The sequence below is a fragment of the Pseudomonas sp. GW822-FHT07A10 genome (genome assembly GCF_058798795.1).
The window spans coordinates 76,410-89,314 of record NZ_JBXAKV010000017.1 but is presented as its reverse complement, the minus strand read 5'-3'; the positions used below and the strand labels follow the sequence as shown (position 1 = coordinate 89,314).

General features: G+C 57.5%; 20 protein-coding genes. 10 read left to right on the top strand and 10 right to left on the bottom strand.

What is annotated here, in order from left to right:
• Positions 1-115 precede the first annotated feature (115 nt).
• Genes AC1RL4_RS24545 through AC1RL4_RS24535 form a run of 3 tightly spaced genes read left to right on the top strand, consistent with a single transcriptional unit; the run spans position 116 to position 2,799 of the window.
• A complete protein-coding gene (locus AC1RL4_RS24545) occupies positions 116-1,300 on the top strand; it encodes an acetyl-CoA C-acyltransferase family protein (RefSeq protein WP_064617060.1) in 1,185 nt (394 codons plus the stop codon).
• A gap of 16 nt (positions 1,301-1,316) precedes the next feature.
• On the top strand, positions 1,317-2,168 hold the full coding sequence (locus tag AC1RL4_RS24540) for a 3-hydroxybutyryl-CoA dehydrogenase (RefSeq protein ID WP_230172047.1): 852 nt from the start codon (positions 1,317-1,319) through the stop codon (positions 2,166-2,168).
• A complete protein-coding gene (locus AC1RL4_RS24535) occupies positions 2,155-2,799 on the top strand; it encodes a TetR/AcrR family transcriptional regulator (protein WP_230172045.1) in 645 nt (214 codons plus the stop codon). The genes AC1RL4_RS24540 and AC1RL4_RS24535 overlap by 14 nt, the downstream gene beginning before the upstream one ends.
• A 154-nt stretch (positions 2,800-2,953) precedes the next feature.
• On the opposite strand, the gene AC1RL4_RS24530 is transcribed toward AC1RL4_RS24535, so the two are convergent.
• The gene (locus AC1RL4_RS24530; protein WP_007941931.1) at positions 2,954-3,262 is read right to left on the bottom strand and encodes a cupredoxin domain-containing protein; all 309 of its coding nucleotides are present in this window, start codon (positions 3,260-3,262) and stop codon (positions 2,954-2,956) included.
• A gap of 14 nt (positions 3,263-3,276) precedes the next feature.
• Positions 3,277-4,245 (bottom strand): metallophosphoesterase family protein, encoded by a 969-nt coding sequence (locus AC1RL4_RS24525; protein WP_019582779.1) that lies wholly within the window; start codon positions 4,243-4,245, stop codon positions 3,277-3,279.
• Between the two features lie 153 nt (positions 4,246-4,398).
• Between AC1RL4_RS24525 and AC1RL4_RS24520 the strand changes: the two genes are divergently transcribed.
• Complete coding sequence (locus AC1RL4_RS24520) at positions 4,399-4,911, top strand: sigma-70 family RNA polymerase sigma factor (RefSeq protein WP_007941935.1); 513 nt, start codon at positions 4,399-4,401, stop codon at positions 4,909-4,911.
• On the top strand, positions 4,904-5,647 hold the full coding sequence (locus AC1RL4_RS24515) for an anti-sigma factor family protein (protein ID WP_019582780.1): 744 nt from the start codon (positions 4,904-4,906) through the stop codon (positions 5,645-5,647). Before AC1RL4_RS24520 ends, AC1RL4_RS24515 begins: the two co-directional genes overlap by 8 nt.
• Before the next feature lie 204 nt (positions 5,648-5,851).
• Here the strand turns inward: AC1RL4_RS24515 and AC1RL4_RS24510 are convergent, their stop codons facing one another.
• Positions 5,852-6,427: a hypothetical protein gene (locus AC1RL4_RS24510; protein ID WP_019582781.1), complete on the bottom strand. Its 576-nt coding sequence runs from the start codon at positions 6,425-6,427 to the stop codon at positions 5,852-5,854.
• A 327-nt stretch (positions 6,428-6,754) separates the two neighbouring features.
• Between AC1RL4_RS24510 and AC1RL4_RS24505 the strand changes: the two genes are divergently transcribed.
• Positions 6,755-7,168, top strand: coding sequence for a CBS domain-containing protein (locus AC1RL4_RS24505; protein ID WP_018927979.1), 414 nt, complete (start codon positions 6,755-6,757; stop codon positions 7,166-7,168).
• Between the two features lie 186 nt (positions 7,169-7,354).
• On the opposite strand, the gene AC1RL4_RS24500 is transcribed toward AC1RL4_RS24505, so the two are convergent.
• The 3 genes from AC1RL4_RS24500 to AC1RL4_RS24490 form a co-directional block, all read right to left on the bottom strand.
• Entirely contained in the window at positions 7,355-7,609 is a 255-nt protein-coding gene (locus AC1RL4_RS24500) for a hypothetical protein (RefSeq protein WP_019582782.1), read from the bottom strand.
• Between the two features lie 263 nt (positions 7,610-7,872).
• Positions 7,873-8,058, bottom strand: coding sequence for a hypothetical protein (locus AC1RL4_RS24495; protein ID WP_172901198.1), 186 nt, complete (start codon positions 8,056-8,058; stop codon positions 7,873-7,875).
• 288 nt (positions 8,059-8,346) lie between these two features.
• Complete coding sequence (locus AC1RL4_RS24490) at positions 8,347-8,541, bottom strand: hypothetical protein (RefSeq protein ID WP_018927982.1); 195 nt, start codon at positions 8,539-8,541, stop codon at positions 8,347-8,349.
• Positions 8,542-8,719: 178 nt separating this feature from the next.
• Here AC1RL4_RS24490 and AC1RL4_RS24485 point away from each other — a divergent pair, with 178 nt between their 5' ends.
• Positions 8,720-8,914, top strand: coding sequence for a hypothetical protein (locus AC1RL4_RS24485; protein ID WP_081625797.1), 195 nt, complete (start codon positions 8,720-8,722; stop codon positions 8,912-8,914).
• A gap of 280 nt (positions 8,915-9,194) precedes the next feature.
• On the opposite strand, the gene AC1RL4_RS24480 is transcribed toward AC1RL4_RS24485, so the two are convergent.
• The 3 genes from AC1RL4_RS24480 to AC1RL4_RS24470 form a co-directional block, all read right to left on the bottom strand.
• Positions 9,195-9,530, bottom strand: a complete 336-nt coding sequence (locus AC1RL4_RS24480; protein WP_018927983.1) for a hypothetical protein — start codon at positions 9,528-9,530, stop codon at positions 9,195-9,197.
• 107 nt (positions 9,531-9,637) lie between these two features.
• Complete coding sequence (locus tag AC1RL4_RS24475) at positions 9,638-9,874, bottom strand: hypothetical protein (RefSeq protein ID WP_018927984.1); 237 nt, start codon at positions 9,872-9,874, stop codon at positions 9,638-9,640.
• Positions 9,875-9,973: 99 nt separating this feature from the next.
• Positions 9,974-11,200, bottom strand: a complete 1,227-nt coding sequence (locus AC1RL4_RS24470; RefSeq protein ID WP_230172041.1) for an RtcB family protein — start codon at positions 11,198-11,200, stop codon at positions 9,974-9,976.
• Between the two features lie 91 nt (positions 11,201-11,291).
• Here AC1RL4_RS24470 and AC1RL4_RS24465 point away from each other — a divergent pair, with 91 nt between their 5' ends.
• Both AC1RL4_RS24465 and osmE read left to right on the top strand, forming a co-directional pair.
• A complete protein-coding gene (locus AC1RL4_RS24465; protein WP_018927986.1) occupies positions 11,292-11,531 on the top strand; it encodes a hypothetical protein in 240 nt (79 codons plus the stop codon).
• Between the two features lie 11 nt (positions 11,532-11,542).
• On the top strand, positions 11,543-11,902 hold the full coding sequence (gene osmE / locus AC1RL4_RS24460; RefSeq protein ID WP_019582785.1) for an osmotically-inducible lipoprotein OsmE: 360 nt from the start codon (positions 11,543-11,545) through the stop codon (positions 11,900-11,902).
• Between the two features lie 212 nt (positions 11,903-12,114).
• Here the strand turns inward: osmE and AC1RL4_RS24455 are convergent, their stop codons facing one another.
• Positions 12,115-12,318, bottom strand: a complete 204-nt coding sequence (locus AC1RL4_RS24455; protein WP_007941550.1) for a hypothetical protein — start codon at positions 12,316-12,318, stop codon at positions 12,115-12,117.
• A 222-nt stretch (positions 12,319-12,540) separates the two neighbouring features.
• On the opposite strand from AC1RL4_RS24455, the gene AC1RL4_RS24450 reads away from it, so the two are divergent.
• Positions 12,541-12,903, top strand: coding sequence for an NUDIX hydrolase (locus AC1RL4_RS24450; RefSeq protein ID WP_019582786.1), 363 nt, complete (start codon positions 12,541-12,543; stop codon positions 12,901-12,903).
• Positions 12,904-12,905: the final 2 nt, after the last annotated feature.

Genomic DNA, 12,905 nt, shown 5'->3' with positions numbered 1-12,905 from the left:
TACATCTGAACATGGCAAAAAACGCCATCACCCTTGAACAGTTTTGGCATAGGCCAGCGGCGCTGCTGATTCTAGACTCGTGCTCAACAAAAAAGACCTGTTCAAGAGAGCCAACATGAACCATTCCGATATTTTTGTAGTGAGCGCCGTCCGTTCTGCCATCGGCAGCTTTGGCGGTTCACTCAAGGATGTACCGCCTATTCAGTTGGCAACCGATGTTTGCCGCGCCGCTATCGAACGATCTGGCCTGGCGCCCGAGCATATCGGCCACGCGGTGATGGGACATGTGATCCCGACCGAGGCACGCGATGCCTACATCTCCCGGGTCGTAGCGATGAATGCCGGCCTGACGAAAGAGACTCCCGCCTTCAACGTCAACCGTCTTTGCGGTTCGGGTTTGCAGGCGATTGTCAGTGCCGCGCAAAGTTTGATGCTGGGGGATGCGGGCGCTGCGCTGGCAGGTGGCGTCGAGTCCATGAGCCGCGGCGCGTACCTGTTGCCGCAGGCGCGCTGGGGCGCACGAATGGGCGACATGCAGGCCGTCGACTACATGCTTGGCGCACTGCAAGACCCGTTTGCCGGTTTCCATATGGGGATCACCGCTGAAAATATCGCCGAGCACTATGGCATCACGCGTCAGGCCCAGGATGAGTTGGCGCTTCTCAGCCAACAGCGTGCTGCCCGGGCGATTGCCGAGGGGCGTTTTTCCGGGCAGATCGTGCCGATCGAAGTAGCGACCCGCAAAGGGACGGTTTCGTTTGCGACGGATGAGCATGTACGGGCTGAGGTCAACGTCGAGCAATTGAGCCGCATGAAACCGGCGTTCAAAAAGGACGGTACCGTCACCGCCGGCAACGCGTCTGGTCTCAATGATGGTGCCGGCGCACTGATCATGGCCACCGGTCAAACTGTTCAGGAACAGGGCCTCAAGCCCATGGCTCGACTGGTGGGTTATGCCCACGCAGGCGTTGAGCCCTCAATGATGGGGCTGGGACCGATTCCCGCCACCCGTTTGGTGCTCAAGCGCGCCGGCCTGACCGTTGCCGACCTTGACGTGATCGAGTCCAACGAAGCCTTCGCCGCCCAGGCCTGTGCCGTAGCGCAAGAGCTGGGCTTCGATCCGCAGAAGGTCAACCCCAACGGTTCGGGCATCTCGCTGGGCCATCCGGTGGGCGCCACTGGCGCGATCATCGCCACCAAAGCCATTCATGAACTGCACCGCTGTCAGGGCCGTTATGCCCTGGCGACCATGTGCATCGGTGGTGGCCAAGGCATCGCCGTGTTGTTCGAGCGGGTTTGATCACAAGGACATACGCATGAACCTACAGAACATTGGAGTTATCGGCGCCGGTACCATGGGTAATGGCATCGCGCAAGTCTGCGCCCTGGCCGGCTTCAACGTAACCTTGATCGACATTTCCGAGAGTGCTCTGCAAAGGGCAATCGCGACCGTCGATAAAAACCTTGATAGGCAGGTCGCGAAGGACGCGCTGACGCAGGAGCAAAAGCTCGCCGCCCTCGACAAGATTCGCACCAGCACTGATTACGGCAGCCTGCTGAACGCGCAACTGGTGATCGAAGCCGCCACCGAAAACCTCGATCTGAAACTGCGCGTGTTGCAACAGATCGCCGCTCAGGTCAGCGCCGAGTGCGTGATCGCTTCCAACACCTCGTCGCTGTCCATCACCCAACTCGCCGCCAGCGTGAGCCAGCCTGAGCGTTTCATCGGCCTGCACTTTTTCAACCCGGTGCCGGTGATGGGCCTGATCGAAGTGATTCGTGGCCTGCAAACCAGCGATGCCACCCACGCCCTGGCGCTGGACATGGCAAAAGCCCTCGGCAAGACCGCGATCACCGCGGGCAATCGTCCGGGATTCGTGGTCAACCGGATTCTGGTGCCGATGATCAATGAAGCGATCCTGGTGTTTCAGGAAGGCCTGGCCAGCGCCGAAGACATCGACGCCGGCATGCGCCTGGGTTGCAACCAGCCGATCGGGCCACTGGCTCTGGCGGATCTGATCGGTCTGGACACGGTGCTGGCCATTCTTGAAGCCTTTTACGACGGCTTCAATGACAGCAAATATCGCCCTGCACCGCTGCTCAAGGAAATGGTCGCCGCTGGTTACCTGGGGCGCAAAACGGGACGTGGCTTCCATGCCTATGCCTGAGCGTTGCTCACGGTTTGCCGAGTACCGGGGCAAGGTGCTGGAGCTGTTTGCCAGCAAGGGTTTCGGTCAGGTCGGCATGCGTGAGCTGGCGACGAGCCTGGGGCTCACCCCAGGCTCGTTGTATCACCATTACCCCAGCAAACAGCACTTGCTGCTCGACTTGATCGAGGAGTTCTACGAGGAGTTATTGGCAACCTTGGGGCGCCTTGAGCAACAGGCGCCGGCAAAACGCGACAGGCTCAACAGCCTGATCCGCGCCCACCTGAATCTGTACCAGGAAATGCCCTGGCATTTTCGACTGGCGGAGCGCGACAGTGGCTGCCTCAACGAGGAGCAGCAGGAACAGGTTCGCCACTTGCGCGAGCAATACGAACGCAAATTGCTGCTGATGCTCGGAGCCAAACCCCGCGTGAGCGAACCGGCGCAACGGGCCGCAGGTCGAGCCATTGCAGCCTTGCTCAACAGCGCGCCCAGTTGGCTGATGCACTATTCGCTGGATGAACAAGAGCGCGATAATTTGATGGAAAACATGGTGAGTGGCGCCATCGAGCGATTATTGGCGCCAAAGACGCGTAATTGGGTGACGACTGCCAACGCGGGCGACAGTACGAAGCAGCCAACTACGAAATAAGCGGCTCTTCCTTGAACTGTACCGCCAGCAGATTCCGTACGACAAAGCCCCGATTATTCGGGGCTTTGTCATTTCTGGGGATACCTGCTGAGTGAGCCGGCAGACGTCGGAACAGTCGAGGGCTGCGGTCTTTTAACCCTCCAGCGCCCTTTGTTTACTGGGTGACTACAATCTTCCCGATCATCTGCGGGTGCAGCGCACAAAAATACTCGAACTCTCCCGGCGTATTGAACACCCAGGAAAAACTGTCATTCGTATCCAGCGCCCCCGAGCGAAACACCTTGTGGGTTTCTGCCACCGTGTGCGGAATCTGGTCGTCATTCACCCACGTCACTTTGGTGCCCACGGCCACGGTCAAATCCTTGGGTGCAAACATGAACTCCTTGATATCGATCTTCACCTCCTGAGCCCACGCCGGCATCGACAGCATCAGGCACACCACCGCCAACAGTCGCGTTTTCATCTGACCGCCCTCCCCTAGACCAGTGTCGAATCAATCAGCGCCAGCGGATGATCGCCCTGTGTCGCTCGCACATCGGTGATCCCCAGATAATTGCGCAATTGATCGGCGGCCACCGTCATCGGCCCCGGTGCCGGCGCCGCACCCGGTGCAGGTTGTGGGTAAGCCGTGCCACGGGCGGTGTGGAAGGTGATGTTGCCTTCGACTTTCTGGATAACCTGATGGATGTGCCCGTTCAATACCGTCACTGAACCGTACTTGCGCAGCATCGCAATCGCCTGATCACCATCCTCGGTGCCCCAGCCCCACGGCTGATAAATCGTCCACAGCGGAATGTGGGTAAACACGACGATGGGTGTACTGGTCTTCACTGCCCGCAAATCATCGGCCAGCCAGGCCAGTTGATCGGCCCCAAGGGTGGCTTCGTGACCGGCCTGGAAGTTGAAGACGTTTACCAGTGCGATGAAATGCACCCCGTGGTCATCGAAGCTGTACCAGCCGTTGCCTTTGGTGCCCTTGCCGTATCGCTCCAGGTAAAGCTTGCCGCCGCCCTCATCGAGGGTGTCGTGTTCACCTGGCACGTAATGCACGGTGGAAGGCAGGCCCTTGAGCAACTGTGCCGCCGTGTCGAACTCCTCAGGCTTGGACAGGTGCGTAATGTCGCCGGTATGCAGAATCAGCGACGGCGGTTTTGGCAGCTTGATGACCTTGTCGATCGCCACCTGCAATGTCTTTGCCGGCTCCGGGTTGGCTTCCTTGTTGAAGCCGATGTGCGAGTCGCTGATCTGCACGAAGTGAAACGTGCTGGCCAGTGCCTTGGGGTCGGCGACGTTGCCTGCCTCATCCAGCGCAAAGGCCCGGGGAATGCCGCCGCTCAGGGCCCAGATGACCCCTGCCCCGGCCCACGCCGAGCACTTGAGCAGCGTTCGGCGGTCAGGGTTCAGCAAGTCGTCGGTGTGCACTGGGGGGGTTGATTGAATGTCCATCGGTATGTCCTCGCAAGCGGACTACAGTGATGTAGCTGACACGAGGTAAACCTTGCGGGACGAGTGTTTATTCCGCGTTGGAAAACAAATTCTTTTCAGGGAATAAAAGACCACGCATCACGGTTATAGGGGTGTGACAGTGCGGAAGCCACTATGAAGCGATTTGAGGACCTGATTGCGCCCCATCTGGACGCCGCTTACAACCTCGCGCGCTGGCTCACTGGCAACGACGCCGCGGCACGCGATGTCGTGCAGGAAAGCGCCCTGCGCGCCTTCAGGTTTTTGCAGCGTTTCGCCGATGGCAACGCCAAGGCCTGGTTTCTGACCATCGTGCGCAATGAAAGCTACACCTGGCTCAAAGCCTCGGCCGGGCGCCATTGGGTTGCTTTCGATGACGACATTGGCGATGACGAAGGGGCGCTGAGCCACAGCCAGACCCCGGAATTGCTGGCTATTCACACGGAAAACGCGGCGCTGATCCAGCAAGCGCTGTGCGCCCTGCCGCCGGTGTTTCGTGAGGTGATTGTGCTGAAAGAACTCGAAGACATGCCTTACAAGGACATCGCTTTGGTGGTCGATATCCCCATCGGCACCGTCATGTCGAGACTGGCCCGGGGGCGCGCGATGCTCAAGCTCGAATTACTGAAGTTGCACGATCATGAATGAACTCGACTGCACGGTTTGCCAGACACGGCTGCATGGTTATCTGGATCAGGAACTCGATCCTGCGACGGCTGCGGATGTGGCTGCGCATCTGGCCGCATGCGCCGAGTGCGCGCGGCTGCATGATGAAGTGAAACTGCTGAAGGTCAGTGTGAAGCGCCAGGCGCCGTATTACCCGGCGCCGGCATCGTTAGCGGCCGGCGTGTTTGCCACGGGTGCTCCCGCGACTCGCGCCGTCGAGCGCTGGCGGAAATGGTTCGCTCCGACGTTTTCTACGGCGGCGCTGGCCTTGGCAGCGGTGCTTTATGTGATGACGCCGGGCAGCGAGCAACCGCTGATGGACGAGGCTGTCTCCAGCCATGTCCGCTCGTTGATGGGCGAGCATCTGAACGATGTGGTGTCCTCCGACCGCCACACCGTGAAGCCCTGGTTCACCGGCAAACTCGACTTCTCGCCGCCGGTATTCGATTACTCGGCGCAGGGGTTTCCATTACTGGGCGGGCGGCTGGATTATCTGCAACACCAGACCACGGCAGCCCTGAGTTACGGGAGGGCCAAACACATCATCAATGTGTTTATCCTGCCTGTGCCGGAGGCAGACAAGCCGCGGCAGACCCAGACGATTCGTGGCTTTAACGTGGTGTCCTGGCAAACCAATCACATGCGCTTCGTGCTGGTTTCCGATGTGGAAAAAAGTGAGCTGGAGGCGTTCAGCCAGTTGCTCAGGGACGGTGCCTGAAGGGAGCACGGTTTCGCGTGAGCCGTCATTCTCTCTGTCGAGAACAATCAAAAATGGGTGCTCGCCCAACCAAGGCCTAGCACTCCGTGCTTGGTAAAGAGCCGAAGCTGGGTGAGCGGTGAGAACTCTATCCAGAGTTGCGCCCTGTGTCCCGAACACAATTCTGAATAAACCTGAACAGCCTGCGTCCGGCATAATCAGGTTTTACTCACTGCCAGTGCGCGACCACTCATCATCCATAGCGCCTGCTGTGCTGGCGACTATCCACGCCACTGCACAAGCCACTAGCGAAAACGCGGCAAAAGCCCCCATCACATGCAAGTAAGGCAGCACGTGATTCCACGCTCGAGCCACCCCCAGGAATGCGGCAAATAACCAGCCACTCATGGAGAGCGCACCCAACAGTGCAAGGCGATTACGGGCGCAGCTGTGTAACAAGACAAAGGGCGCCTTCTGCAGCAGTGGGAAACCGATCCGATGCAACAAAGCGCCGTTGAGGCTAAGCAGTGCGACGACACTCACCTTGGCCCAGAGCTTTTGATTGAGCAGATACGTGGTCCCCTCATAGAGGTAACCCTGGAGCACCAGCAGCAAGCCACTTCCCCAAAGAGCCAATAGCGCGAGCGTGACGATTTTTTGAGTCTCGTCGAGATACTCACGTTGCACCTGGCTCAACACATCCCTGCGCCAGCTCCATAGCTTTTGATCTGCCTGCAGCACCCTCCCCAGAGCAATACAGGTGGCAATCAGATGACCGTACACGAGTAGCATTTTGAGCATTACCTGGACCTTATTTTTATGTGGGCAATGCACTCCCTCGCACCCTTAAATTGAAACTAAATGATACAGATTCATATTTGTATCGAGCAAGTTACAAACTCAACCATCCATCCGAAGCCGCCTGCCCTCTCGCACGTTTGCGGTGTTGCGCTGCTCCTTGAGCAACGCCCGAATACGAAAACGCCGCTCAATGAGCGGCGCTGGAGAATCCCGGTTCACCACGATGACGAGCGGAGACAAAACATTCTGAACCCTGTACATCCCCTCCAAGTCGAAAAATAGACAGTCAGTAATCACTGAAGCATCCCTTTAAAAGGAGTCTTTTTCATGAAGATCTCGGAAGTTATGACGAAAGATGTTTTAACAGCCAAACCAAGCCAGACGATCCAGGAGGCTGCAAGCATGATGGCCAGGATCGATAGCGGCGCCATTATGGTTGAAGAGCAAGAGCGCCTGATTGGCATGATCACGGACCGGGACATCGCCATCAGAGCCGTCGCCGAAGGACTCACCGGAACAACCCCTATCAGTAAAATAATGAGTGGCGGCATCCGCTATTGCTATGAGGATGAAGACATCGAGCATGTCGCTAGAAACATGGCGGACGTCCACCTCCGTCGCCTGCCCGTGCTTAACCGAGACAAGCGTCTGGTTGGCGTCGTATCGCTGGGAAACATTGCCAGCACACGATCTCAGTCCGCCGCCGCGACTGTTTTGTGCGGCGTGGCACAGGCTCATTAACCGATTGGATAATGAGCCGTTCAAGTGTTCATCAGGATTACAGCCCCATGGATCCGACACGCTCGCCTGACCTGGAATCCGTTGGAAATTCGGCTTCAAGGCCAGGCGAGTCCTTCTGTAAATAGTCGCTGCCCCTTCCCCACGCAACGCACCCTTCGTTGAACTGCATTCGCGTTGCGCGACACGTTAGCCCGGCTCAATGAGTAGGTCTTTGTCTTCCGGGCCTAGCGCCGGCTCTTGATCCTCCAATTTGCCGGTTTCACGCTTCTTCTTCAGGCGGGTTCGAGCGAGCTCGGTGTCATAAGACTTTCCTTCAGCCAAGGCATGCAGGGTCGATGAAATTCGATAGAAACCACCACACGGTTCGCAATGAATGCGCAATCCGCCCCCGAACGAACGATCTTCCAGCGCATTAGTATTGCCACACAGCGGACAGTTCATAACCACCTCCTGAACATTCAGCTATAGCCGCTTTCAGCCCGCCATAAACGCTGACAACCTGGACAGGTGTGATGACGAATAGCGCGGATATGTTGATATCGACACGGGCGATCCAAGGAGGTTGCTTGTTTTTACATGACGGTCGAACGTTAGGCGTCGCTCGGCAGCTGCTGCATCTCTTGATCGTTCAGGAACCGCTGAAGATCAAAAGATCGCAGCCTTGGGCAGCGCCTACCGAGGGTGGCGTTACAACCGGGCGGAATCTAATCCGACGTCAGCGGCTGCCTGGAGCGACTCGGCGCGATGACCGACTTCTCCCCGGTGTCGCGATGCAACAAGGCAACGTTGTAGTCATAGCGGGATATCAACGGCACCGGCTCGTCGTTGCGGGACATCTTGAGCCATTGTCTTGTGCGCTCGATGTCAAAGGATTCGTTCCTGCCCTTCATGCTTTTAATCAGGTTGGCCGAGACCCTGAAGCGTCCACAGCCAGCCGAGCATGCAACTTCTGACCAGTCTTCAGCCACATGAACAGTGTTAGAGACAGCGTGACAAATTAAGCACTTCATGTTCGATCTCCGTATCCATGAATTACCAACTGTAGACGATCCACGAACAAAGAACTCAGCGCCCCAAAAAACCGGATCAGTCCATCGCGCCGCCCAGTGACAGCCTGGCCAGGTGACCTGTCAAAGGGCCGATAAGTGAAGAGCCCGGCGCAATGGCCGGGCTCCGTTTTATCTTCTGTTTTCAAGCATCTTGTCGGCAAGCGCTTTGGCCCTTTGAATCAGCATGTTTTGCCTGTCTTCGTGGGTGGTTTCTCCTACCACCGGTGCCGTCAGATGGCTTTCGGCAATCAGCGCAGCACAGAAATATTGGTCCCAAACAGTGCTTTGCTCCGACGCCTGTCTAATCGTTTGGTCGGCGATCATATGCGGCTCCTTTTGATGAGGTATCCTTTTCAGTTTACGCCCGAATCACCAACAACCTACGTTGCGCAGGACAGTCGGCACTGCCAATCGCTGGCGACAAATCGTTTCCTCGACTAGGATTTTTATCGCACAGGACTTCGCCCACTGTGTTGTCGGGCGACTCACAAGGGAGAGATAGATGACGCCTACTCGTATTACCGAGCAAACCTATCGTGGCTGGTCCAGCCCCATCTTGCTTGAACTCAAGGAGAGAGAACATCAACTGGATCCTTCGGCACGCCAGGCCCTGCGAAATGTCCTGGTCGAGAGGAGGCTTATAAACACTGGCAATCCTTCTGGCAGTGATCGGCGCAAGGCTGATCCGGCCGGGTAACAACAGGCAGCAATAGCGCTTACCCACCTCATCACCAACGCTGCTGGCGCTCTGCCGGCAGCGTGCTTGTAAGCCATCCCTAAATGCCAGACAAAAAAAAAGCCCAGGCAGCTGATGGACGCCTGGGCTTTAAAAATGCATAAACCGTGGTGGTGAACGCGGGGCAATACTACCCAATCAATTGATCTGTAACAAGATATTTTAATTCACTATCCAGTTACTAAATCTCGTAACTCATTAAATATCCACACTATTTTTGAGTCATCTACTGAAGAAGCCGTTACAGACAATCCCGAACAGCCTGGCGCAACGCTCCTGACTTGGCCCATGGCGGCCCTTGGTAAAGCGATACCCGGCTGCCATCCTTCGACTTCACGATATCCAGAATTTCGTCAGCTGTGATGACGCTCGGTGCAGTAATCCGATAGCCATTGGAAATCGCGGTTTGCGTCGTTCCCGCAATCTCCTGACGCCACAATGGCAATACACACCCGGCATATTCCTTGGGCGCCTTATCGCTGTATTTGCTGACATTGGGCTCACCGGGCACCAGGGATGCGGGCAATGAACAGCCCGCCAACGCAGCCACCGCTACTCCCGCTATCAACATCCGCATGATGCTTCTCTATCCTGAAAAACGGGAAATGTAGCCTGTACTTGGGCAGACATCCAGCAAACGCTGGGGTTACGCCGCTATAAAGGAGCTTTCTTATACAGAGGCTCCTATACAGAGGCCTCGCCCTGCCCCGGATCGACCCCCGAGCCGGAATCGGTATACGAACTCGCATTCAGATACTTCATCCACCGCTCGTACGCTTCATGCTGCCATTTCGTGACCCGTTCCCATTCCGGCCCACTGAGCTGATGGGCTGAAATCAACTTCATCATTTCCGTGGTGGCCGCATCCAGGTCCGCGATCAGTTCATGCGCATGGTGTCTGAAATCATCAGTCGCCGTCATTTGAGATACCTCGCCCCAGCGAATAGATCACTACCTCCATACGACAGCAGAGCTGTCCACTCCCGTTGATTTTCCCGACCAGCGGAATACCTCCCATCCCTACCCCTTCACGCACACCACCTGTCGCAACGTGTGCAGCACTTCCACCAGATCACGCTGGGCGTGCATGACTTTGTCGATGTCCTTGTAGGCCATCGGGATCTCATCGATGACCGCCGCGTCCTTGCGGCATTCCACATGGGCGGTCGCGCGGATCTGGTCGGCGACGGTGAAGGTGTTCTTGGCTTTGGTGCGGCTCATGGTGCGACCGGCGCCGTGGCTGCAGGAACAGAACGATTGCTCGTTGCCGAGGCCGCGAACGATGAAGCTTTTGGCCCCCATGGAACCGGGAATGATCCCCAGCTCGCCCTTCTGCGCCGACACCGCGCCTTTGCGGGTGACCAGGATGTCTTCGCCGAAATGCCGCTCTTTCTGCACGTAATTGTGATGGCAGTTCACAGCCTCCAGCGCAACCTCGAAAGGTTTGCGGATCACCTGCCGCGCCGCGTGAATCACCGCTTGCATCATCAAGGCACGGTTCTGCCGGGCGAAGTCCTGAGCCCAGCCCACCGCTTCGACGTAGTCATCGAAGTGCCGGCTGCCTTCCTTGAAGTAGGCCAGGTCACGGTCCGGCAGGTTGGCGATGTGCTGGCGCATGTCCGCCTGGGCCAATTGAATGAACAGCGTACCGATGGCATTGCCAACGCCGCGAGAACCGCTGTGCAGCATGAACCAGACGCGATTGGCCTCGTCCAGGCAGACCTCGATGAAGTGGTTACCGGTACCGAGGGTACCCAGGTGATGGCGGTTGTTGGTGCTGGCGAGTTTCGGGTACTTGTCGATGATCGCCTTGAACCGAGGATTCAGCGCCGCCCAGGCCTGATCGGCCTGCTGTGGAACGCGTTCCCAGGCGCCTTCGTCACGGCGGCCATGGCTCAACGTGCGGCCATGGGGCACGGCCTTTTCAATGGCAGTGCGCAGACCATGCAGGTTATCCGGCAAGTCGGCAGCGGTCAGCGAGGTGCGCGCGGCGATCATGCCGCAGCCGATGTCCACGCCCACGGCCGCCGGAATGATCGCGCCCACGGTGGGGATCACGCTGCCGATGGTGGAACCTTTGCCCAGGTGCACGTCCGGCATCACCGCCAGGTGCTTGAAGATGAACGGCATCTTCGCGGTATTGATCAGTTGCTGCCGGGCTTCGCTTTCAACCGGCACGCCTTCGGTCCAGAGTTTGATCGGCTTGCCGTTGGCGACTTCCAGCAGTTGGTAGGCAGGTTGTTGCATGATTTCGACTCTCTTTGGATCAGACGAACATAACGCTCCATCGAGGTAAATGGGATTACTATTTCGTAGCGGGGAATTGCAGGAGGTCATCATGTGGCTTAACGAATATGAACAGCAACTACGGCGCGATCTGCAAGGTGTGGCGTCGGATCTGAGGTGGTCGGCGGTAGAGCTTTTGCGCATCGCAGAGCAGTTGCGCCTGGCCGGCAATGATGTGGACGCAGAGGCGACGCTCAGGCTGTGCTCCTTGTTCCAGGGCGATGAAGAGCGGCTGGCGGGCTATGCTGAAGAAGTGAAAGCAAAAACCATCACTCGAACGAAAGTTCACTAGAGAGCATTGCCATGAACAAGCCTCTATGCGCGCTGATCGCCGTGCTGGCGGCGACAGGTGGCTGCAACACCGAATCACAAATTTACCGGGACCAGCCGCTGGTGGCCAAGGTCGAAGCCGGCATGACCAAGGATCAGGTCGAGCAGATTGGCGGCAAACCGCTATCGATCACCGATCGCACGGTAGAGCCAGGCACTTGCTTCGATTACAAACTGACCCAGGCCGGCAATCAGCAGCCGTATAGCGTCAGTTTTGATGGCAGGGGCCAAGTCGACCATAAAGCCTTCATGACCTGCGCCGAGTGGAGTCGTGTCCAACGAAAAGCCAGAGAGTATTCCCCGTCCACGGGCGGGATGGGTGGTGGTTACTGACCTGTAGCAGCTGCCGAGCCTGCGAGGCTGCGTTCGGTGTGGGCCGCATTCGGACGAAGCCGTCGCAAATCCTGCAAATGAGGTGTACCTGATACACCGCGCCGTATGATTTCACGACTGCTTCGCAGCCGAACGCAGCCTCGCGGGCTCGGCAGCTGCTACAAGCGGGTACAAGCGGGTACAAGCCCCGGCGTACCGGGGCTTCAGGCGCACTATTTGTCTGATTTGTGGCTACGCGATGATCTGCCCGACCGGGCTCTGTAGGCGGGAAGCGCAGCCGCATAGGCCAGTGCTTCTTCTCGGCTGCCAAAGGATCCAAGCCGGTCACCTTTGGTGCACACCCGCCACGGGCCACTGTTCACGCTGAGTACGTCATAGCCGTTCATGTGCATTTTGGTCAGCATCGGAACGCTCATTAGTCACCTCCATTTCGGCAGTGATAGTCCAGGGTCCACTTAGCTACCTTACACCCGACCTTCACTGAAGTGCCGACCAGACGTCGCGTCAGGATTCCGGCATTCCATTGCACTTTCAACCGCCCTGTCGACTCTAACCCTTGAAGCAGACACGTCTGCGGATTGCGGTCTGAATATTGCATTTTTATGACTGTTTTATGACAACCGGCAGTCAGGTAATCCATGAAAGTACGCGCAACCGTCATTTGCGAGCAGGATCGGCACATTCTCCTGGTGCGCAAACCCAGGGGGCGCTGGACCTTGCCGGGCGGAAAAATCGAGCCTGGCGAAACCATCGCGGGCGCGGCCACAAGAGAACTTTATGAAGAAACCGGGCTAGGGGTCGATGGCCTGCTGTATCTGATGGAGCTGGAAACGATCAGCACCCGGCATCATGTCTACGAGGCATCGGTCATAAACGTGGCCGAGGCGCGGCCACAGAATGAAATCATCGACTGCATCTGGTACCCGCTGGACGCCGTCCAGAACCTGAACACAAGCGACGCCACACTCAGAATCGTCAGAGCGTTTCAGCGTCGCTTGTAGCT

Coding starts and splice junctions, on each gene's coding strand:
- AC1RL4_RS24520 (WP_007941935.1), top strand. CDS start 4,399: ATGAAGCGATTTGAGGACCTGATTGCGCCCCATCTGGACGCCGCTTAC.
- AC1RL4_RS24475 (WP_018927984.1), bottom strand. CDS start 9,874: ATGACGGCGACTGATGATTTCAGACACCATGCGCATGAACTGATCGCG.
- AC1RL4_RS24490 (WP_018927982.1), bottom strand. CDS start 8,541: ATGATCGCCGACCAAACGATTAGACAGGCGTCGGAGCAAAGCACTGTT.
- AC1RL4_RS24530 (WP_007941931.1), bottom strand. CDS start 3,262: ATGAAAACGCGACTGTTGGCGGTGGTGTGCCTGATGCTGTCGATGCCG.
- AC1RL4_RS24500 (WP_019582782.1), bottom strand. CDS start 7,609: ATGAACTGTCCGCTGTGTGGCAATACTAATGCGCTGGAAGATCGTTCG.
- AC1RL4_RS24510 (WP_019582781.1), bottom strand. CDS start 6,427: ATGCTCAAAATGCTACTCGTGTACGGTCATCTGATTGCCACCTGTATT.
- AC1RL4_RS24515 (WP_019582780.1), top strand. CDS start 4,904: ATGAATGAACTCGACTGCACGGTTTGCCAGACACGGCTGCATGGTTAT.
- AC1RL4_RS24505 (WP_018927979.1), top strand. CDS start 6,755: ATGAAGATCTCGGAAGTTATGACGAAAGATGTTTTAACAGCCAAACCA.
- AC1RL4_RS24480 (WP_018927983.1), bottom strand. CDS start 9,530: ATGCGGATGTTGATAGCGGGAGTAGCGGTGGCTGCGTTGGCGGGCTGT.
- osmE (WP_019582785.1), top strand. CDS start 11,543: ATGAACAAGCCTCTATGCGCGCTGATCGCCGTGCTGGCGGCGACAGGT.
- AC1RL4_RS24545 (WP_064617060.1), top strand. CDS start 116: ATGAACCATTCCGATATTTTTGTAGTGAGCGCCGTCCGTTCTGCCATC.
- AC1RL4_RS24470 (WP_230172041.1), bottom strand. CDS start 11,200: ATGCAACAACCTGCCTACCAACTGCTGGAAGTCGCCAACGGCAAGCCG.
- AC1RL4_RS24465 (WP_018927986.1), top strand. CDS start 11,292: ATGTGGCTTAACGAATATGAACAGCAACTACGGCGCGATCTGCAAGGT.
- AC1RL4_RS24450 (WP_019582786.1), top strand. CDS start 12,541: ATGAAAGTACGCGCAACCGTCATTTGCGAGCAGGATCGGCACATTCTC.
- AC1RL4_RS24455 (WP_007941550.1), bottom strand. CDS start 12,318: ATGAGCGTTCCGATGCTGACCAAAATGCACATGAACGGCTATGACGTA.
- AC1RL4_RS24535 (WP_230172045.1), top strand. CDS start 2,155: ATGCCTATGCCTGAGCGTTGCTCACGGTTTGCCGAGTACCGGGGCAAG.
- AC1RL4_RS24485 (WP_081625797.1), top strand. CDS start 8,720: ATGACGCCTACTCGTATTACCGAGCAAACCTATCGTGGCTGGTCCAGC.
- AC1RL4_RS24525 (WP_019582779.1), bottom strand. CDS start 4,245: ATGGACATTCAATCAACCCCCCCAGTGCACACCGACGACTTGCTGAAC.
- AC1RL4_RS24540 (WP_230172047.1), top strand. CDS start 1,317: ATGAACCTACAGAACATTGGAGTTATCGGCGCCGGTACCATGGGTAAT.
- AC1RL4_RS24495 (WP_172901198.1), bottom strand. CDS start 8,058: ATGAAGGGCAGGAACGAATCCTTTGACATCGAGCGCACAAGACAATGG.